General features: G+C 61.8%; 12 protein-coding genes. 4 read left to right on the forward strand and 8 right to left on the reverse strand.

Going from position 1 to position 20,270, the window contains the following annotated elements; genetic code table 11:
- Positions 1-103: 103 nt before the first annotated feature.
- Positions 104-8,665: a glycoside hydrolase family 94 protein gene (locus J5Y06_RS11390; protein WP_209335283.1), complete on the forward strand. Its 8,562-nt coding sequence runs from the start codon at positions 104-106 to the stop codon at positions 8,663-8,665.
- 222 nt (positions 8,666-8,887) lie between these two features.
- Complete coding sequence (locus tag J5Y06_RS11395; RefSeq protein WP_209335284.1) at positions 8,888-10,660, forward strand: glucan ABC transporter ATP-binding protein/ permease; 1,773 nt, start codon at positions 8,888-8,890, stop codon at positions 10,658-10,660.
- A gap of 503 nt (positions 10,661-11,163) precedes the next feature.
- On the opposite strand, the gene J5Y06_RS11400 is transcribed toward J5Y06_RS11395, so the two are convergent.
- A complete protein-coding gene (locus J5Y06_RS11400) occupies positions 11,164-12,366 on the reverse strand; it encodes an OpgC family protein (RefSeq protein WP_209335285.1) in 1,203 nt (400 codons plus the stop codon).
- Positions 12,367-12,549: 183 nt separating this feature from the next.
- Here J5Y06_RS11400 and J5Y06_RS11405 point away from each other — a divergent pair, with 183 nt between their 5' ends.
- Positions 12,550-13,602 carry a dipeptidase gene (locus J5Y06_RS11405; RefSeq protein ID WP_209335286.1) on the forward strand — a complete coding sequence of 351 codons (1,053 nt, stop codon included), beginning with the start codon at positions 12,550-12,552 and terminating at the stop codon, positions 13,600-13,602.
- 4 nt (positions 13,603-13,606) lie between these two features.
- On the opposite strand, the gene J5Y06_RS23450 is transcribed toward J5Y06_RS11405, so the two are convergent.
- The 4 genes from J5Y06_RS23450 to J5Y06_RS11425 form a co-directional block, all read right to left on the reverse strand.
- On the reverse strand, positions 13,607-14,959 hold the full coding sequence (locus tag J5Y06_RS23450; RefSeq protein WP_209335287.1) for a DUF4214 domain-containing protein: 1,353 nt from the start codon (positions 14,957-14,959) through the stop codon (positions 13,607-13,609).
- A gap of 102 nt (positions 14,960-15,061) precedes the next feature.
- A complete protein-coding gene (locus J5Y06_RS11415; protein ID WP_209335288.1) occupies positions 15,062-15,352 on the reverse strand; it encodes an HlyU family transcriptional regulator in 291 nt (96 codons plus the stop codon).
- 69 nt (positions 15,353-15,421) lie between these two features.
- A complete protein-coding gene (locus J5Y06_RS11420; RefSeq protein WP_209335289.1) occupies positions 15,422-15,847 on the reverse strand; it encodes a secondary thiamine-phosphate synthase enzyme YjbQ in 426 nt (141 codons plus the stop codon).
- 43 nt (positions 15,848-15,890) lie between these two features.
- Complete coding sequence (locus tag J5Y06_RS11425) at positions 15,891-16,316, reverse strand: VOC family protein (RefSeq protein ID WP_209335290.1); 426 nt, start codon at positions 16,314-16,316, stop codon at positions 15,891-15,893.
- Positions 16,317-16,387: 71 nt separating this feature from the next.
- Here J5Y06_RS11425 and J5Y06_RS11430 point away from each other — a divergent pair, with 71 nt between their 5' ends.
- Positions 16,388-16,969 carry a TetR/AcrR family transcriptional regulator gene (locus J5Y06_RS11430; protein ID WP_209335291.1) on the forward strand — a complete coding sequence of 194 codons (582 nt, stop codon included), beginning with the start codon at positions 16,388-16,390 and terminating at the stop codon, positions 16,967-16,969.
- On the opposite strand, the gene J5Y06_RS11435 is transcribed toward J5Y06_RS11430, so the two are convergent.
- The 3 genes from J5Y06_RS11435 to rpoD all read right to left on the reverse strand — a co-directional run bounded on the left by J5Y06_RS11435 (position 16,966) and on the right by rpoD (position 20,066).
- Complete coding sequence (locus tag J5Y06_RS11435) at positions 16,966-17,577, reverse strand: LysE family translocator (RefSeq protein ID WP_209335292.1); 612 nt, start codon at positions 17,575-17,577, stop codon at positions 16,966-16,968. The two genes, J5Y06_RS11430 and J5Y06_RS11435, sit on opposite strands and share 4 nt — an antisense overlap.
- A 68-nt stretch (positions 17,578-17,645) precedes the next feature.
- Positions 17,646-17,912 carry a KTSC domain-containing protein gene (locus J5Y06_RS11440; RefSeq protein ID WP_245247786.1) on the reverse strand — a complete coding sequence of 89 codons (267 nt, stop codon included), beginning with the start codon at positions 17,910-17,912 and terminating at the stop codon, positions 17,646-17,648.
- Between the two features lie 144 nt (positions 17,913-18,056).
- Positions 18,057-20,066, reverse strand: coding sequence for an RNA polymerase sigma factor RpoD (rpoD, locus tag J5Y06_RS11445; RefSeq protein ID WP_209335293.1), 2,010 nt, complete (start codon positions 20,064-20,066; stop codon positions 18,057-18,059).
- Between the last annotated feature and the right edge of the window lie 204 nt (positions 20,067-20,270).

Here is a 20,270-nt window from a genome sequence, read left to right on the forward strand (position 1 = left end):
TGCCTTTCTCCGCTCCTTCCGCAACTTATCTTCGCCAAATCGGTTTAGCGACGTCGCGGCTGTCCTCCGCAGGCGTGGCGCTCTTTTTGATCACGGACCTATCATGAACGTTCAGACGGATCCTGCGCGCCTGACCTTTACCGACATTCGTTTTCCTCTTCCGGCCGAGCGCCCGATCCGATCCAGCTTCATCCGCGAAGACAATCTGCGCAATCTCGGGCGAGACTTCGCGCTCAACAGCCGCAACTTCCTGCGCGAGCTCGAACCGTTCCAGTTCCATGCTCGCGTAAAGGACAACGCTGAGAAGATCCTTGCCGTTTACCGCGCCACCAACGACGCGGTGGCGCGCGGCGACACCATCACACCCGCCGCACAATGGCTCCTCGATAACAACTACATGGTGGAAGAAGCGCTTCACCAGGTGAAGCGGGATCTGCCGCAGCGCTATTATCGAGAGCTGCCGCTGATCGAGATCGGCAGCGGCCAGAAGATCCCGCGCGTGCTGGCGCTCGCCTGGCTGTACGTTGCCCATACCGATAGCGCAGTGTCGGCTTCAGCCTTTCAATCGCTGATCGAGGGGTTTCAAACCGAGCACGCGCTAAAGATCGGCGAGCTTTGGGCGCTTCCATCCATCCTGCGCTTCGTGCTGACCGATAATCTGCGTCGTCTGGCCGTGCGGGTGAACCGCGCCCGCGAAATGCGGGCGATCGCCAACCTGGTTGCCGACCGCTTGCTGGGTTCCGCGTCCAATGACGCAACGGTTGAAGCCCTGAAGACGCTGGACGGTCATGCCCGCGACAAGACCTTCGCGACCCAGCTCCTGTACCGCCTTCGCGATGGACCACGTGAGTCGTCCGAAGCCCTGGCCTGGCTCGAATCCGAACTGGAAGCTTCGGGCCGGAACGCCGAGGACACAATCACCGGCGAACATCAGACCTTGTCATCGGGCAACGTCACCACCGGCAACATCATCCGCGGCCTGCGTCTGGTCAACGACATCGTTTGGGCTGAATGGTTCGAGGCGCTGAGCCACGTCGATGGCGAGTTGCGCAAGACGGCTCACTTTACCGAACTCGATTTTTCATCGCGCGACGAATACCGCACCGCCATCGAACTGCTCGCGAAGCGCTCCAAGCGCAGCGAGGTTGAGGTTGCGCGCCTGGCGATCGCCACCGCAGCGGAATGCGGCGATGTCGGTCACGTCCTGGTCGGATCCGAGCGGATCGCTTTCGAGCGGGCCATCGGCTACCGACCAACAGTAGCGGAAAGGTGGCGCCGCTTGTTCAAGGCGGTGGGCTGGTGGGGGATCTTCATTCCCGTTCTTGTTCTGACGTCGCTTCTTTTGACCGCAGCCGGCTTTGCTTTGTGGGGGCTCGGTTTCGAAGCGCCCACCATCACGATCCTGCTCGCGCTGTTCGCCTTCCCTGCATGCGAAGGCGCGGTTGGCCTTTTCAACACACTGACGCTCCTGTTCCTGAAGCCGACGCGGCTGATCGGCTTCGAATACCGGAACGGCATTCCTGCCGACGCCCGCACCCTCGTGGTGGTCCCTTCGCTGATCGGCACAAGAGACGATGTGGATGACAGCATCCGCAACCTGGAAGTGCACTTCCTCGCCAACATGAAGGGAGAACTGTCTTTCGCCCTCCTGTCGGACTGGAACGACAGCAAGGTGGAGGTATCACCGCAGGACACGGACCTGCTTGACTATGCGCGAACCCAAATTCGCGAGCTCAACAAGCGCTATCCGCGCGAAAGCGCTGCGCGCTTTCACGTCCTGCATCGCCGGCGTCTTTGGAACGGCAGCGAGGGCGTCTGGATGGGCTGGGAACGTAAGCGCGGCAAGCTCCACGAGCTGAACCTGCTGCTGCGTGGCGACAACGACACCACTTTCCTGGCGCCGGACACTCCGCTGCCGACGGACGTTGTTTACGTGATGACGCTCGACGCGGATACTCGCACAACCCGCGAAGCCATCACGCGCCTAGTCGGCAAGATGCAGCATCCGCTCAATCGCCCCGTCAATGATCCAAAGACTGGCGTGGTGACGCGTGGTACTGCGATCCTTCAGCCTCGCGTGACGCCTTCGCTCACCACCGGCGACGAAGCGTCCTTCTTTCAACGCGTGTTTTCGGCCAATCGCGGCCTCGATCCCTATGTTTTCGCGGTGTCGGACCTTTATCAGGACGTGTTCGCGAGCGGCACGTTCACCGGCAAGGGTCTCTACCAAGTCGACGCGTTTGAAACTGCGTTGCGTGGCCGGATCGGCGAGAACACAGTTCTAAGCCACGACCTTCTTGAAGGCTCCCTCGCCCGTGCGCAGCTCGCCACCGACGTGGAACTTATCGAGGATTATCCGACCCGCTACACGACCGATGCGTCGCGTCAGCATCGCTGGGCGCGCGGTGACTGGCAGTTGCTGCCGTACCTCCTCGACCCCGCGTCCGGCATTCCGTCCCTGTCTCGATGGAAGATGGTGGACAACCTCCGCCGCTCACTCACGCCAATCTTTTGGGTTCTAGCCTCCGTCGCGGGCTGGACGCTGCTTCCCTTCACCTATGCCGTGCAATGGCAGGCGCTGCTGATCGTCAGCGTGGTTCTCGCGCAAACCTTCGAGATCGTGGATTCGATCGTCCCGCGCAGCGGCGACATCACGATCGGCGGGCACTTCAACAGCTACGCGCGCGATTTCGCGTTCGCCACGGCTCATGTCGTGCTGAAGGTCGTACTCATGGCCCATTCGGCCTGGTTGATGCTCGATGCGATCATCCGCACTCTGTATCGCACCTTCGTCAGCCGCAGGCACATGCTGGAATGGCGCACCGCCTCCCAGGCGAACAAGAGCGGCGCCAACACCATTCCGGGCTACTACGCCGCCATGCACGGCGCGCTAGTGATTGCCGTGATCGGCGTTGCCATTCCCACTGCGGCCGACTCCACCGGCGCCTTTCTGGGTGCGCTGTTTGCCTTGTTCTGGATGGGCTCACCGGCCTTCGCCTGGCTGATCAGCCGGTCGGCGCAAACGGAAGATCGCCTTAAGGTGAGCGACGCGGATCGATCCGCGCTACGTGTCATTGCACGGCGGACCTGGCTCTACTTCGAAACCTTCGTCACGCCCGGCGACAACCACCTGCCGCCCGACAACTTCCAGGAAAACCCAGCGGACGTGGTGGCGCACCGCACCTCGCCAACCAACATCGGCATGTATCTGCTTTCAGCGGTGTCGGCGCGGGATTTTGGCTGGATCAGCCTCGCCGGCACCGCAGAACGGATCGACCAGACGCTAGCGACCGTCGAAAAGATGCAGCGCTTTCGCGGCCATCTCTACAACTGGTACGACACCCAGACACTCCAGCCGCTTCTGCCGCTTTATGTTTCGGCGGTCGACAGCGGCAATCTCGCCGGGCACCTGATTGCCGTTGCGCGCGCCTGCGCCGAATGGAGCGAAGCGCCGGCCGCGCACCTTCAAGGCGACTTCACCGGCGTGGTGGATGTTGTCACGATCCTGGATGAAAGCCTGCAGGCGCTTCCGGACGACCGGCGGCAGTTGCGCCCACTTCGCCAGCGGCTGGTGGATCGCATCACCGGCATGCGGCGCGCAGTGGCGACCCTGCAAAACGAACCCGACACGGCGCTGATCCGCACCATCAACCTGACCGTGCTTGCCGGTGAGATCCGCAAGCTTGCCGCTTCCATCCACGCAGAAAGCAAATCGGCCGCATCCGCAGACCTGCAGCTTTGGGCGGGAAAGCTGGCACAGACCTGCGAAGCGCATGTTGCCGACGCCCATGCCGATGATGGCGCGGTGGATGCGCTTCGGCAGCGGTTCAGCCAACTGCATGATCGGGCGCGGTTGCTTGCCTTCGAAATGGAGTTCGGCTTCCTGTTCCGCGAGGAACGCAAGCTGTTGGCGATCGGCTACCGCGCAGACACGCACCAGCTCGACGAGTCCTGCTACGATCTTCTTGCGTCGGAGGCTCGCTTGACGAGCCTTTTCGGCATCGCGAAGGGTGACTTGCCCACGGAACACTGGTTCCGCCTCGGCCGTCCGGTGACCGAGATCGGCTATCGCGGCGCGCTGATGTCGTGGTCGGGCTCCATGTTCGAGTACCTGATGCCGCCGCTGGTGATGAAGGAGCCGCGAGGCGGCCTCCTCAACCAGACCAACAACCTGATCATCCGCCGGCAGATCAGCTACGGCCGGTCAAAGAACATCCCGTGGGGCATATCGGAAGCTGCGTTCAACGCGCGCGACCGCGAGATGACTTATCAATATACGAATTTCGGGGTGCCGGGCCTCGGCCTGAAGCGCGGACTCGCCAACAACCTGGTGATCGCCCCTTACGCGACGGTGCTTGCGGCCCAGTTCTTGCCGGAAGAAGCCATGCGTAATCTCCAGCGCCTGGCAAGTATCGGCGGCGTGGGTCGCTACGGCTATTATGACGCCGTGGATTTCACACCGAGCCGGGTGCCGGAAGGGTCCGACCATGCGGTGGTGCAGAACTACATGGCGCACCATCAGGGCATGTCAGTCGTGGCAATCGCCAACGTAGTTTTCGAAGGGCGCATGCGCGAGCGCTTCCATTCGGATCCGGTGATCGAAGCAGCCGAACTGCTGCTCCAGGAAAAGGCGCCACGTGCTGTGCCCGTTATGCCTGTGCGCACCGAGTCGGCGGAAAAGCCTGCCACGGGCGGCGAGGAGCTGTCGCCTGACACCCGCATCATCGAAAATCCGCTTGGGGGAGTGGTCGCAACGAACCTCATCTCCAACGGCCACTACTCCGTCATGACGACGGCGACCGGCACGGGCTACAGCCGCTTCAACGATCTCGCGGTGACCCGCTGGAACGGCGACGGTTCGGAAGACCGCTCTGGATCATTTCTCTTCGTCCGCGATGTCGATACCGGCGAATGGTGGTCGGCAACCGCGGAACCGAAGCGCGCACCTGACGAGGAGGTGCGGGTTTACTTTGCGGATGCAAAAGGCGTTTTCACCAAGAAGGTGGGCGACCTCCTGACGGAAGTCGAGGTCATCGCCGTTTCGGAGGGAGATGGTGAAGCGCGTCGCATCACGATCTACAACGAAGGCCTCACAGAACGCACGATCGAGATCACGTCCTATGGTGAGATCGTGCTGGCGCCCGAAGCGGCGGACAACGCTCACCCAGCCTTTTCCAAGATGTTCGTTGAAACGGACTACGACAAGGAAAACGGCGCGATCTTTGCGCGGCGCCGCAAGCGCTCCCAGACTGATCCGGAACTGGCGCTGGCTCACTTCGTCACGACGGTCTCCGGCGCCGGGCGAGACACGGAAGCCGAAACCGATCGCCGCGCCTTTATCGGTCGGGGTCGCACCATCGCCGATCCCTTGGCTTTCTCCAGCATGGATCGCTTGAGCGGAAGCGCGGGCTTCACGCTGGACCCGATCATGGCGCTCCGGTCGCGCGTCCGCGTTCCCGCCATGAGGAAGGCGGCTTTGACCTTCTGGACGATTGTCGGACCGGACAAGCACGCCGTGGTGGAAGCGATGCGGCAGCTCGACCATCCGGAAAGCTTCAACCGTCAGGCGATGCTGAACTGGACGCATAGCCAGGTGCAAACCCGCCACATCGGCTTGTCGCTTGCAGAAGCAGCCAATGTTCAAAGGCTCGCGCGCTACCTCCTGCTCCCGAGCCCGGTGACCCGCACGCCGCCGGAAGCGATCGCAATGGGAATGGGCTCGCAATCCTCGCTGTGGTCGCTGTCGATCTCGGGAGACTACCCCATTTTGGCGCTGCGCATCAGCGACCAGGCTGATCTCCATATCGTGGCGAAGGCCATGCGGATCCAGGAATACCTTCGCGTCCGCGGATTGACCGTCGACCTGGTGATCATCAACGAGCAGGCCTCCTCCTATGTCCAGGACCTGCAACAGGCTATCGAATGGCACTGCGACCGGGGCCGCACGCGCGGTCGCGAAATCGGCCCGAGGCAGCACATCTTTTCCGTACGGCGTGACCTCATGGACGCCGGCACCTACAAAACCTTGATGGCCACCGCCCGGGTGGTGTTTCACGTCCGAAACGGCACCATCACCGACCAGATCGAGCGCGCCGAACTTGCGGAACTCGAACGCATGCATCCCGAGGCGGGCGCAACATCGTCCTTGTCGCCTTCCCCGCTGCATCGAACGGTCACGAAGCTGCGCGAAGCGTCCCGCTCGCGCGAGGTGCCGGTTTACGTGCCGCCGGCCATGGCGCGAATGCGCGCCGAAGGCAGCGACCTCGAAGGCTGGAACGGGTTCGGCGGTTTCGATCGCAACGGCCGCGATTATGTCGTGCGCCTCGATGGGGACCGCTCCACGCCGCATCCGTGGATCAACGTCATCGCGAACGAGGATTTCGGCTTCCATGTTTCCGCCGAAGGCGCGGCGTTCACATGGAGCCGCAACAGCCGCGATTATCAGCTGACGCCCTGGTCGAACGATCCCGTCGTGAACCGCCCCGGAGAGGCGATCTATATCCACGACCTCGTCACCGGCAGCACCTTCTCGCCGGTGGCTGCCGTGGCACGCAACCCCAACGCCGTCTACGAAGCGCGTCATGGTCAAGGACAGTCGACGTTCCACTCCACACACGGCGCGATGGAGACCGAGCTGACCCTTGTGGTGGATCCCAAGGACCCCGTGCGCCTGTCGCGTCTTACACTGCACAATCGCGGCAGCGACGCAGCGCGGCTTCGTGTTTACGCCTACACCGAATGGGTTCTCGGACAGAACAGGGCGCGCAGCGCGCCCAACATCGTGTGCTGGCGCGACGAACAGTCGAAAGCGCTGCTTGCACGCAATCCGTTCAGCCTGGAGTTCGGCGACCGCTGTGCCTTTCTGGCGTCCGATGTCGAGGCGAACTCCGTGACCGTAGATCGCGCCGAGTTCCTCGGCCGTTCCGGTTCGGTCTGGTCGCCGGAAACCGTGGTCACGGGCAGTGCCCTGTCCGGCAAGGTTGAAGCCGGCATTGATCCCTGCGCCGCACTCGCCCATGACCTCGTGATCGAACCGGGCCAGACCGCGACGTTGGTCTACCTCATGGGGGATGCCGACAACCCTGACCAAGCCCGTGAACTGCATGATCGGCATGTCCGGAGCGACTTCGACACGCGTTTGAACGCGATCGACGCCGAATGGGACCGGTTCCTCGGCACGCTTCAGGTTAAGACCCCGGATCCTGCTTTGAACGCAATGGTGAACGCCTGGCTTCCCTATCAGGCGCTCGCTTGCCGCGTCCGCGCCCGCACCGCATTTTATCAGTCGAGCGGCGCGTTTGGCTTCCGCGACCAGTTGCAGGATACGCTGGCTCTGATGCTCCACGATCCATCCCTGGCGCGGGCGCAGATCCTCAATGCTGCCGGCCGTCAGTTTGCTGAAGGCGATGTTCAACACTGGTGGCTGCCGCGCAGTGGCGCCGGCGTGCGCACCACGATTTCGGACGACGTCGTTTGGCTGGCCTGGGGCACCCACAGCTATGTCAGCACCACGGGCGACACGGGCCTCCTGGAGGAAGAGCTTCCTTTCATCACGGGCGAGCCGCTGAAACCCGGCGAGCACGACGCCTTCTTCCAGCCTGGAACATCTCCGGAAACAGCCACCCTTTTCGAGCATTGCGCACGGGCGCTGGATCTTGCTGTCCAGCGAACCGGCGCTGATGGACTGCCGCTGATCCTCGGGGGCGACTGGAACGACGGCATGAACGGCGTCGGCAAGGACGGGGTCGGGCAAAGCGTGTGGCTGGGCTGGTTCCTTGCCCGCACATTGAGCGACTTTGCCCCTCTGGCTGAACGCCGGGGTGAGCCCGAACGCGCCGAGCGGTGGCGCGCCCATGTGGAGACACTGAAGCAAGCCTTGGAAGGCGCCGGCTGGGATGGCCAGTGGTACCGCCGCGGCACTTATGACGATGGTTCGCCACTTGGCTCGACCCTGAGCGACGAGTGTCAGATCGACTCGATTGCGCAATCCTGGAGCGTGTTGTCGGGCCTGGGTGACCCTGAGCGTCAGGCGCGGGCCATGCAGTCGGTCGAGGAACAGCTGGTGGATGAGGACCTCAAGATCCTCCGGCTCTTTAGTCCCCCCTTCTCCCAAACGCCGAAGGAACCCGGCTACATCAAGAGCTATCCGCCAGGCGTGCGTGAGAACGGCGGCCAATACACCCATGCTGCCACTTGGGCGGTGATCGCGCTTGCCCGGCTTGGCAAGGCTGACGCGGCGTATCGCGCCTTGTCCATGCTGTTGCCGGTCAACCACGCCGGCACGGCGGAAGAAGCCGAGCATTACCGGGTGGAGCCCTACGTGGTTGCCGCCGACATCTACGGCTCCGCGGGGTCCAAGGGCGGGCGCGGCGGCTGGACCTGGTATACGGGGTCAGCCGGCTGGCTTTACCGGGCAGCCGTGGAGGGTCTCCTCGGGATCCGCCGCGAACATGATCGGATCTACGTCGACCCGGCACTGCCGTCCGACTGGCCTGGCTTCGAGGCCACGCTGCAGATCGGCGACGCGACTTACGCCATCAGTGTGCAGCGCGGCGAAAACAAGCAAATCAGGCTCGATGGGACGCTGCTGACCGATCCGTTCATGCCTCATTCAGGCACGGGCCGCCATAACGTCGAGGTCATGATCACCCGTTCAGTTCCGTAAGGAACAGGAACGGAGTGACGTGCCTTCTGGCGTGTGTTTTCTGGAAAGAAGACGCGCAAAAGCAGGAACTTACAGGCGCTGACCGAAGTTCGGGCCGCGCGGGGAAATGAGACGGCGTAAGCGCTGTTCGTTTTCGCGCGGGGAAAACACTGCGCTTAAGTAGAACTCGATGCGCTGCTTTGCTGCGGCGCAAAAGAACTAGACCTGGCCGGAGTGGTGCTCGTGTCTCTCGTCGAAATTTACCTACGTGCCCTGTCCTATCTTTCCGCCGAAAAGAAGAAGGTGGCGCTGATCTGCGGCGCCAACGTGGTTTTGGCGTTGGTGACCATCGCTGAACCGATCCTGTTCGGCCGCATCATCGATGCCATCGCCAGCGGCAATGACCTCTTCAGCAACATGCTGTTGTGGGCGGGTCTCGGTCTTTTCAACATCGTGGCGTTCGTTCTGGTGGCGCGCGGCGCCGATCGCTTCGCCCACAAGCGGCGTGCGGCGGTTCTCGAAGACGCCTTTGAAAAGGTCATCACGATGCCGCTCGCCTGGCACCATGAGCGCGGCACATCCAATTCCTTGCACACGCTGCTGCGCGCCGTGGAAACGCTGTTCGGCTTGTGGCTCGAGTTCATGCGCACCCACCTGGCAACCGCCGTGGCGCTTGTGCTTCTCGTTCCCACAGCGCTGAGCCTGGACCTGCGCATGTCCGCTGTCCTGCTGGTGCTGGCTATCGCCTATATCGCGATCGGACGGATGGTGATGAAGCGCACCAAGGAAGGCCAGCGGGCCGTCGAGGGGCACTATCACCGCGTTTTCTCCCATGTGTCGGACGCCGTCAGCAACGTGGCGGTTCTGCAAAGCTTCAACCGCACAGCCACGGAAACGCGCGAACTGCAGCGCCATACCGGCGAACTGATCCGTGCACAGTACCCCGTGCTCGACTGGTGGGCGCTGGCAAGCGGCCTCAACCGCATCGCCTCGACGCTGTCGATGATGGTGGTGCTCGTGATTGGCGCTTACCTCGTTTCGATCGGGCAGATGCGCATCGGCAACGTGGTGGCCTTCACCGGCTTTGCGACGCTCCTGATCGGCCGTCTGGACCAGCTGAATCAGTTCGTGAACCAGATCTTCGAAGCCCGTGCGAAACTTGAGGAATTCTACCGTCTCGAGGACGCTGTGGAAGCGCGCCAGGAGCCGGCGGGCGCTACGGACTTGCCTGCTGCCGTACGCGGCGACATCAGCTTCGAGGACGTGAGCTTCCGATTCCCCAACTCGTCGCGCGGTCTCGAGAACGTCTCGTTCGAAGTGAAGGCGGGCCAGACGGTGGCGATTGTCGGCCCCACGGGTGCGGGCAAGACAACGCTGATCAACATGCTCCAGCGCGTGTATGACCCGACTGACGGCCGTGTCCTGATCGACGGCATCGACACGCGCACCGTGACGCGCCGCTCGCTGCGGGCTTCCGTGGCCACCGTGTTCCAGGATGCCGGCATGCTGAACCGGTCGATCGAGGCGAACATCCGCGTCGGCCGCGAAGACGCTTCCTACGAAGACATCCACGCCGCCGCACAGGCCGCCGCCGCACAGGACTTCATCCTGAACAAGAGCGAGGGCTATGACACGGTGGCGGGTGAACGTGGTGCGCAACTGTCCGGCGGTGAACGCCAGCGATTGGCGATTGCGCGCGCCATTCTGAAGGACGCGCCCATCCTGGTGCTCGATGAAGCGACCTCGGCATTGGACGTGGAAACGGAAGAGCGCGTGAAAAAGGCGATCGACGACCTGCGCTCCAACCGCACCACCTTCATCATCGCCCACCGCCTGTCGACCGTTCGCGACGCCGATCTCGTGATCTTCATGGATCAAGGCCGGATCGTCGAAATGGGGGGCTTCAACGAACTGGCGGCAACGAATGGCCGCTTTGCTTCCCTGCTTCGCGTGGGCGGCTTGTTGACCGACGAAGATGTGCGCCGCATGGCCCACGTGATGCAAACGGCGGCCTAACGACCGCAGCTTTGCTTAAGCTTAAGACAAAGCCGCCGGCTCCCCGGCGGCTTTTTTTGTTTCCGCCAGCTAAGGCCACAAGCGCTGCCTCCATGGATCAGCTTGCTGATAACGGCGCGCTTGCTGCCTTCTCTCGGCCACCAGAAAGCGCGTAACCCAAACCCAGCTGCACGCCTTGAACATCGCTGAACGTCGCCATTCCATGGAAGCTCTCCGGAAATGCCGCCTTGGCACTCCGGTTCAGCGATCGACTGCATTCTGCATTAGCTACTGCTTGATCCGACCTGCTCGATCCGTTGGCAGGCACGCTGGCAGTCGGCTTTGTCAGCCGAACAGCCGCCGTGTCCCCTCTCGGAGGGGAGCCTTGCTAAGAGATCCCGTCCGCCTCCAGCGGGAGTGCATCCCTGGTGGAGACCTACAATGGCGCGCTAACTTCGCGGCCAAAGCAGAAGGGGAGCGCCACAGCGCTCCCCTCAGGTCGTCCCGTAAAGGGATCCGATATTTCAGCGGCGCTTGGTGCGCGCCGGCAGCGGCACCAGCGCGGCATCGGAGGGAATGCCCGCGTCGTTCGGCGTCCTGCTTGCCGCTTTCGCACTCTTCTGAAGACCCTTGTACCAGTCGAGATAGAAGGCCAGCGCAAACTGCAGCGCGATGCCCGTTCCAATCAGGAGCGTGTCGAGGAGAAGGCTGTCCGGGCGCGAAATCTTGATGGTTTGGGCAGCCATGGACAGCAAGGTCCCGGCCACGAACACCGGCAGGGAATTGCGGCCGAGGCTCGCCAATGGATGGCTTTCCTTCAGGCGGGCCAACTGCGACAGGCCCGGGATCGCGATGATGAGGTAGCTCAAGGCAACGACATGCAGAAGGCGTGGCAATGAGAGGTAAGTCTTGTCAAAGCCTGTCAGAACCGCGGGCAGCCCCAACGAGGTGTCGATGCCCCACAAGGGGACTCGCACCCAAAGGAAGGAAAGCAGCAGGTACCCGGCCGCCGCAGCGACCAGCGGGACTGTCACGGGGATGCGGCCGCCGCGGCGCACATGCAGCATGCCGGCGATGCCGATGGCAAACAGGAACTGCCAGCTGAAGGGGTTCAGGAACCAGACGCCCGCTGTCGGGTAGTTCACGGGAGCAACCTGATAGACGCCAGCCAGCAGCCAGAGAGTTCCCGATACCGCGACCATCAGGCCCAGGCTCAGAGTGCTCAGCCAGAGCATCACTGGCAAGAGCAGCATGACCACTGCATACATGGACAGGATGTTGTTGTAGCCGAGCTGGTGGCCCAGCGTGACGAGGCCGAGCAGAGCCCGCGCGGGATCGTCAATGATCGTTTCGATGTTGATCTGGGCGAGCAGTGCGGGGTTGTTCAGGAGTTGAGAGCCCAGCACGAAAATCGCTATCGTGGCGAGCGCCGTCATGATCTGGGTGATGTAAAGCACGCCCGCGCGCCGAAGCGCCTTCAAGGACATGAGTAGTCGAGTCCCGGCAATGAACTTGCCGCCATAAGCCAACCCCACGGCGATGCCCGAGATCAACACAAACGCTTCCGCAGAATCGGAGAAGCCGAAATTCTTGTGCGTGGCGTTCTCGTAAATGGTGCCGGGCACATGATTGATGAAGATCGTGAGCAGAGCCAGCGCGCGAAACACGTCAATCCGCGTGTCACGGCCTGCCGGCACAATTGAGGTCGTAAGCGGATCAGGTTTCATGACTTTTAAAAGCATCTTCTAAGCAATGGTTCCGGCCTCCTGGCGAAACACCGGGACCTGCGACAACAGCGCTTTCAGGGTGAGCGGTGGAACCTGACCTCCGCCTGAATGCCCTGTTCATGATGCTTGGGTCTTGACCCCGGCCCCACATGCCCCGATCAATCGGGCGGCTGCGGAGACGACATGCAACAGATATTCGACGGACATAACGACCTGCTTTTGCGCTTGTGGCGAGGGCAGCAAGCGGGGCGCGATCCCCTTAAGGAATTCGCCCGCGCCAACGGAACGGCTCATATCGATCTGCAAAAAGCAGGGGCCGGCGGTTTAGCCGGGGGCTTTTGCGCGATCTATGTGCCGTCCGGGGATGTTTCGTTTGGCAGGCCCGATGCCCGGGGGCATTACATGACCCCGGCAGCGGCGCCGATCCCCCAGGCGGGCGCGCTGGAGGTGACGATTGCGCAGATGGATGTCCTGCAAAGGCTTGCGCAGGCCGATCTTCTGACCATCTGCACGTCGGTCGCGGCCATCCAATCAGCCATGGCAGAGGGCCGGTTTGCGGCGATCGCCCACATCGAGGGGGCCGAAGCGCTTGATGCGGACCTGTCTGGCCTGCAGACCCTTTATGCAGCCGGGCTGCGCTCCATCGGCCCCGTGTGGAGCCGCAACAACATCTTTGGACACGGCGTTCCGTTTGCCTATCCGTCCTCGCCCGACGCGGGGCCTGGCCTCACCGAAGCCGGAAAATCGCTTGTGCGCGCCTGCAACGAATTGGGTATCATGGTCGACCTCTCGCACATTACCGAGCAAGGCTTCTGGGACGTGGCAAGGATCAGCGATGCGCCGCTTGTCGCCACGCACTCGAATGCCCATGCCATCACGCCGGTTGCGCGCAACCTGACGGACAAGCAACTGGCTGCAATCAAGGACACAGGTGGAGTGGTCGGCCTCAACTTTGCCGTCGCTTTTCTGCGCGAGGATGGGCAGGAGCGTTCCGACACTGGAATTGCGACGATGATCCGGCACATCGACCACATGGTCGAGCAGGTGGGGATCGAGGGCGTCGCTCTGGGTTCTGATTTCGATGGGGCAATGATCCCGGCCGAGATCGGTTCAGCGGCAGGCCTTCCCAAGCTGGTGGAGGGCCTGCGGCTTGCCGGCTACAGCGCCGAGGACATGGACAAGATCTGCTTCGGCAACTGGCTGCGGGTGCTGCGCACAACCTGGCGCAAGGCCTGAAAGATCAGGCCATCACCCAGTAGCCGTTCTGGAGATCGGCGTTCGACAAGCCGACATATTCCTCCAGCTGGGTGAACTGAACGAGCACGTCGGCGCGGTCCATGGTGGCGGCGGCGAGCGCATCCGTCCAGTAATCGATGCCGGCGCCTTCTCCTTCACGACCAAGGACGTTGCGGTACAGTTGGGAAACAAAATCGAGATCCGTGATCCAGGCACCGTATGTATCTTCGAACTCGTCGCTGCCGATGAACATGGCTGCAGCATCATGCAGGGTCTGGTCGTTGTTGAGCCAGGCTAAGGTCCAGTAGCGGAGGCCGTCCTCGTCAGGCGTGCGCGAAAACGCACCGCCGTAAAGCCGATAGGCCGCGTCCGCGTTGCTGCTGTCGAAGTCGAACAACAGCGTGCCATCCGCGAACTCTACCCGCTCCACCGAGGTCAACGTGTCGATCCGCCCGCCGCCGGAAATCTGCGCGACGTCGCCGGCGAAGCTGATCGCGTAGGCCGAACGTGCTCCGTCATAGAAGGCAACATCGTAGCCTAGCTTGCCGTCGAGGACGTTGCGGGTGCCAGCAGCGTCAACGCCGCGCATGTCAAACGTGTCCGACGCGTTGTTGCCAACGAAATTGTCGCTGCCGGCGGTGTTGACGAAGTCGTTGCCACGGATCGTCGCGACGCCCATGTCGCGCAGCATGGCGAGGTTCAGATCACTCACATAGCTGCGATAGCCGAAGGTCACGGCGGGATACATGATGTCCCTTCCGAGATCGAAGGGCGCTCCCATATGCGCCAGGCTGCCGTAGGCGAGCGGCACGGGACCGCCGAACTCAGCAATTGCCTCCTCGCCGGTGAAGTAGATTTTCCCGTCGGGTGCAGCAAAGATCAGCCGATCCATCGGAACCGTGTATCCCGGGTTTTCGCCGGTGAGGTCGTCCGAGAAGGTCATGAACCCGATCGTATGCAGCAGTTCATGAACCGTGACTGCTATCGCGTCGATGCTCAAGGAGGGCACGTCGTTACCGCTCCAAGGGGTCTGGTCAAAGAACAGGTCAGAAAGGTTCGTGGCGTTGAAGGTGACGAAGGCGTCGATTGCCCCTGCAACTTCGCGACCCGAGATCGCTTCAATCATGCCTGGCTGGGCGTAGGTTTCTCCGCGTCCATCCAGCGGGAGAAAATCGGAACTGGCTTGAGCGATCGTACCTTCGTTGTCGAGCTCATAAAGGCTTGCGACGACATCGAAGTTGATCGGGTTGATCAACAGGCTGTTGATATAGTCGATGCTGAACTTGAGGTACTTCTCCAGCTGAACGCGCTGCGAGACAGAGCTTGTACCGATGTTGTCCCAGATGATCGAAGTCACGTCGCGCTCCCGCTGCAGGCTGGCTTGGGATGAAAACTGCTGTGAAGAAGGAATACCCAGCGGAGCTTTCCACAGCCTTAAGCGAAGCGCGTGGTCGCAAGCTCAGTCGAAGATGCGGTCGCCCTGTTCGTCCACCATCTGCCGCCCCTTGGCGAGCGCGACGTCCGCGGCCGTGTTGATGTCGGTGAAGCGGTCGGCGCGGATGAAGCGATGCTGCTTCAAAGCGCCCTCGACTTCGCGCAACACCACTCCGCAGGTCTGGTACTCGCCACCCTCCTTGTACGGGGTCGCCTTGATGGTGAAGCCCTTGTGCTCGATCTCCTTGACCGGGCCCGCTTCCGCGGCTGGCTTGGAGCGAGATTCGCCGCCAAACAGCTTCTTCAGAAATAACATGGCGGGCTCTCCTGGCGATCAGCGCTGATGTCTCACCTAGCGCATCCCCACTCCCGCATCCAGCGCCCCTCAGTCGCGTTGCAGGTGCAGCACGATCTCACGGCGGTGGGGCGCCTGCCGATGCTCGAAAAGGTAGAGGCCTTGCCAGGTGCCGAGCGCAAGCCGCCCGTGGGTGACGGGCACGGAGATCGACACGGCAGTCAGAGCCGATTTGATGTGCGCCGGCATATCGTCGGGGCCTTCCAGCCGATGAACCAGGTAATCCATCGATGGATGATCGGCCGGTGGAACGAGCCTGGCGAAGAAGGCATCGAGGTCTCGGCGCACGTCAGGATCGGCATTCTCCTGGATCAGGAGCGAACAGGACGTGTGGCGGACGAACAGCGTCAGCACGCCGGTTTCGATGCCTGAGTCTGAAACGAAGTCGGTTGCCTCGCGCGTGAACTCGTAGAGCCCTGCACCGCGCGAAGCGATGGTGATGGTGGTTTGCGGCATGACAATCCTGCTGGTGTTCCACCGAGCAGGTAGCATCCAAGCCTCAGTTGGCCACAGCTTCCGGCGCAAACTGTGCGAGAAACTCGGCAGAAGGCGGGATCTGCTTGATGACGTCGATCAAAACGCCGTTGGGGTCGCGGGTGATGAAGTGGCGCTGACCGAAATCCTCGTCGCGCAACGAGCGCAGGATCGGGAGACCTTCGGCAGAAAGCTGGTCGTGGATGCCATCCACGTCCTCGACTTCGAAGTTGATCAGCACGCCGGAAGCGCGGCCCCTGCCCTCCGCCGGTATTGTTTCATGATCGCCCTGAAGGATGGCGAGGTTCACGCCGGGATCTTCGTGGGACTGGAGATGAACATACCAGTCGCTTTCAAACAGCGGCTTGAAGCGGAAGTGGCGGGTGTAGAACCCCGCGGTGGTAGCCACGTCATCCACCATCAGAACAGGATAGTAGCTGGTCGTCTTCATGTCCTTGTCTCCATCCGTTTCGATACATACACTCTGCATGCAACTGGGTTAGTAACATACAGGCTGTATGTATGCAACAGGAAAGACGCCGGCAGCAGGACCGGACGGACGGAACGCGGGCAGCGCTGCTCGAGGCGGGCCGCATGCTTTTCGTGGAGAAAGGGTTTGCCGGCACGTCGACGCCGGAGCTTGTCGCAGCGACCGGTCTGACGCGCGGCGCGCTCTACCACCATTATGCCGACAAGCGTGCCTTGTTCGCCGCAGTCGTGGAGCGGGAAGCGCAAGCGGCGGCCGAGGCGATCGAGACGATGCCATCGGTGAACGCGCCGTTGGATGCGCTACGGGTCGGCAGCCGTGTTTATCTGGAAGCGATGAGCGTGCCTGGCCGCACGCGGCTTCTGTTGCTCGATGGCCCGGCTGTCCTCGGGCTGAGCGAGATGGATGAGATCCATGCCCGACACGGCAACCGCACCCTGCGCCAGGGTTTGGAAGCCGCAATGGAAAGCGGCGCCATCCGGCGTTTGCCACTCGCTGTGACAACGGAAATGCTCGGCGCTTTGTTCGACAGGGCCGCGCTGTCGGTCGCGCAGGGTGCCAGCCTTGAGGACGCGCTTGCAGTGGTGAGCGCCGTTCTGGACGGTTTGCGGGCTTAGCGTTCTGTCAGGGCCAGCTTCGCGCCCAGCGCCACAAAAGCTGCAGCGAAAGTGCGTCGCATCCAGGCCATCACCTTGGCATTGCCGATCACCCGCGCCCGCAACGCTGCGGCAAATAATCCATACAAAGCGAAGATCACGAACGTAGCCACCATAAAGATTGCGCTGAGCTCCAGCATGCGCAGAAGCGCATAACGCTCGTCCACCGCGATGAACTGAGGCAGGAACGCGACAAAGAAGATCGATAGCTTCGGATTCAGAATGTTGAGCACAACTCCGTCGATCACCACCTGCTTTGCCGAGCGGTGATCGGCAGACGCGTTGATCTTCATGGCGCCGCGCTCTTTCAGCGTTTGCCAGGCCATGTAGAGAAGGTAAGCGACGCCCGCATATTTCACGATCTCGAACAAAAGGGCACTCGTGTGCAAGAGTGCAGCGAGCCCTGTGAGGGCCGCAACCATGTGGGGAACGATGCCAAGCGTGCAGGCGAACGCAGCTGGGATGCTTGCCCGACTGCCACGGGAGAGGCCTGCGGCAATCGTGTACACCGCGCCGGTTCCTGGTGACGCAACGATGATCAGCGTGGTCAGGATGAACTCGATGGACATGCAAACCCGCCCCCTTCAGTGCTTGAAGCAAGCAGATCAGACGCCTTTCCAACCGTCAATCAGTCAGGTCACCCGATGCGGTGGCAGCCGAAACGGCCGCGGATCCGCTCGTTGACGAAACGGCCCGGTGACGGCGCAATCAGCAGCGCTTCATGCAGGAAAGGCGGCACATCAGCGTAGCGGTACAAGCCGCCTCCGATGAACTTCACATCCAGCATGCGGGTGTCGGGATCGTAGCCAACTTCATGGATGCTCGTCGACCGGATTGGCTGGCGCCGGATGCGCGGCACCGCACCTCTGAGGCGTGGCGCACGTTGGGGAAGAGGAGCAGGCATCGTGTTGATCCGCATGAGTCTCCCCAAGCGAATCCACGGGATTCCGCAGTGTTCCAGGCTGAGTCAGAAGGTCGCAGCAACCACAAACAAGCAAAAGCCCGGCCGATGGTCTGGCCGGGCTCTCTGGAATCTCCTCGGAACCGCTCAGCTGTCGAGAAAGCTGCGCAGCTTGCGCGAACGGCTCGGATGCTTGAGCTTGCGCAGCGCCTTGGCTTCGATCTGGCGGATACGCTCGCGCGTCACCGAGAACTGCTGGCCGACTTCTTCCAGCGTGTGATCGGTGTTCATGCCGATCCCGAAGCGCATGCGCAGCACGCGCTCTTCGCGCGGCGTGAGCGAGGCGAGCACGCGCGTCGTGGTTTCGCGCAGGTTGGCCTGGATCGCCGCGTCGATCGGCAGAATGGCGTTCTTGTCCTCGATGAAATCGCCGAGATGTGAATCTTCCTCGTCGCCCACCGGGGTCTCAAGCGAGATTGGCTCCTTGGCGATTTTCAGGACCTTGCGGACCTTTTCGAGCGGCATTGCGAGCTTTTCAGCCAGTTCTTCCGGCGTCGGCTCCCGGCCGATCTCATGCAGCATCTGGCGCGATGTCCGGACGATCTTGTTGATTGTCTCGATCATATGCACCGGAATGCGGATCGTGCGCGCCTGGTCGGCGATTGAACGGGTGATCGCCTGCCGTATCCACCAGGTAGCGTAGGTCGAAAACTTGTAGCCGCGGCGATACTCGAACTTATCGACCGCCTTCATCAGGCCGATATTGCCTTCCTGGATCAGGTCCAGGAACTGCAAACCGCGGTTCGTGTATTTCTTGGCGATCGAGATCACGAGGCGAAGATTGGCCTCGACCATCTCCTTCTTGGCGATCGCGGCTTCGCGCTCCCCCTTCTGGACCTGGTTCACGATCTTGCGGAATTCTGCGATCGAGATGGCCGTTTCGGTGGCGAGGTTCTGGATCTCCTGCCGTAGGTTCTGGATCGCCGTGTTTTCCGACCGCGTGAATTCCTTCCAGCCACGGCTGGTGAGGCCAGACACGGTCCGCATCCAGTTCGGATCAAGTTCCGACCCCTGATATTCCCGCAGGAACTCTTCGCGGCGAACGCCGAAGCTTTCTGCCAAGCGCAGAAGTTTGCCCTCGTTCTGAACAAGGCGCTTGTTGATGTCGTAAAGCTGCTCCACCAGGGCTTCAATGCGCGCCGGGTTGAGCGACAACGACTTCACGGCCGTGATCAGTTCGTCCTTGAGCTTCTTGTAGGACCGCTCCTGGCTGGACGACAGCGCATCGGCAGACGCCAGGCGCGACTCGACGTGCTGGTCCTGAAGCTTGCGCAGCTTCTTGTAGGTCGACGCGATGACGTCGAGCGTTTCCATGACCTGCGGGCGCAACTCGGCTTCCATCGCCGCCAACGACAGGCTCGCCTCGTCATCCTCTTCGTCGTCTTCTTCGACGCGGGTTTCACCGCCGACATTGGTGATGTCGTCATCATCACGGGAACGGCGGCCGCGCTCGTCGACCTTCGGCTTCTCCGCTTCTTCCGTGTGCACGACAACGGGCGCCTGCTTGGCTTCCGGTCCAGCATAGGTCGCTTCGAGATCGATGATCTCGCGCAGAAGGATCTTGCCTTCGTTGAGCTCATCGCGCCAGATGATAATCGCCTGGAAGGTGAGCGGGCTCTCGCACAAGCCCGCGATCATCGTTTCGCGACCAGCCTCGATCCGCTTGGCGATGGCGATTTCGCCTTCGCGCGACAGCAACTCGACCGAGCCCATTTCGCGCAAATACATGCGCACTGGGTCGTCCGTACGATCCGTCGGCTCTTTTTTCGGAGTCGCAGCAACAGCCGTGCCGGTTTGTTCGGCCAGCTCGTTGGCGTCTTCCTCGGTATCCTCTTTTTCGCGTTCTTCCTCGTTGGCCTCGTCGTCTTCAACGACGTTGATGCCCATCTCGGAAAGCATTGCGAGCGTGTCTTCGATCTTGTCCGGATCTGTTTGCTCGGAAGGAAGAACCTCGTTGAGCTCTTCCATCGTCACATAGCCGCGTTTTTTCGCGGCCTTGATCATCTTCTTGACCGCGTCATCGGAAAGGTCGAGCAAAGGCCCATCGGTGGCGCCTTCGCGTTCCGTCTCGACCTCTTCCTTTTCTTTCACTGCCATGCTTCAGCTTCTCCAAGCGGACGGTCTGCGAGTGGACGATACCCGTATCGATTGTTCCGGCAGGGGTTTCTGTCGCGTGTGGCTACCGCGTAACGAAGGCCCATTAATGCCGGATTAACCCTGGATGCACGGGCAGGTTCCCCTGCCCGCCGCCTCGGTCCAAACTGCTTATGATCCGTCCTTAGTTCCATGCGCGGAACGACG

Origin of the sequence: Tianweitania sediminis (assembly GCF_017813335.1) — a bacterium.
GTDB classification, from domain to species: domain Bacteria; phylum Pseudomonadota; class Alphaproteobacteria; order Rhizobiales; family Rhizobiaceae; genus Tianweitania; species Tianweitania sediminis.

Bases quoted from the DNA above. Each gene is read 5' to 3' on its own strand.
- J5Y06_RS11390 (WP_209335283.1), top strand. From the start codon at position 104: ATGAACGTTCAGACGGATCCTGCGCGCCTGACCTTTACCGACATTCGT.
- J5Y06_RS11400 (WP_209335285.1), bottom strand. From the start codon at position 12,366: ATGAAACCTGATCCGCTTACGACCTCAATTGTGCCGGCAGGCCGTGAC.
- J5Y06_RS11405 (WP_209335286.1), top strand. From the start codon at position 12,550: ATGCAACAGATATTCGACGGACATAACGACCTGCTTTTGCGCTTGTGG.
- J5Y06_RS11415 (WP_209335288.1), bottom strand. From the start codon at position 15,352: ATGTTATTTCTGAAGAAGCTGTTTGGCGGCGAATCTCGCTCCAAGCCA.
- J5Y06_RS11420 (WP_209335289.1), bottom strand. From the start codon at position 15,847: ATGCCGCAAACCACCATCACCATCGCTTCGCGCGGTGCAGGGCTCTAC.
- J5Y06_RS11425 (WP_209335290.1), bottom strand. From the start codon at position 16,316: ATGAAGACGACCAGCTACTATCCTGTTCTGATGGTGGATGACGTGGCT.
- J5Y06_RS11430 (WP_209335291.1), top strand. From the start codon at position 16,388: ATGCAACAGGAAAGACGCCGGCAGCAGGACCGGACGGACGGAACGCGG.
- J5Y06_RS11435 (WP_209335292.1), bottom strand. From the start codon at position 17,577: ATGTCCATCGAGTTCATCCTGACCACGCTGATCATCGTTGCGTCACCA.
- J5Y06_RS11440 (WP_245247786.1), bottom strand. From the start codon at position 17,912: ATGCCTGCTCCTCTTCCCCAACGTGCGCCACGCCTCAGAGGTGCGGTG.
- rpoD (WP_209335293.1), bottom strand. From the start codon at position 20,066: ATGGCAGTGAAAGAAAAGGAAGAGGTCGAGACGGAACGCGAAGGCGCC.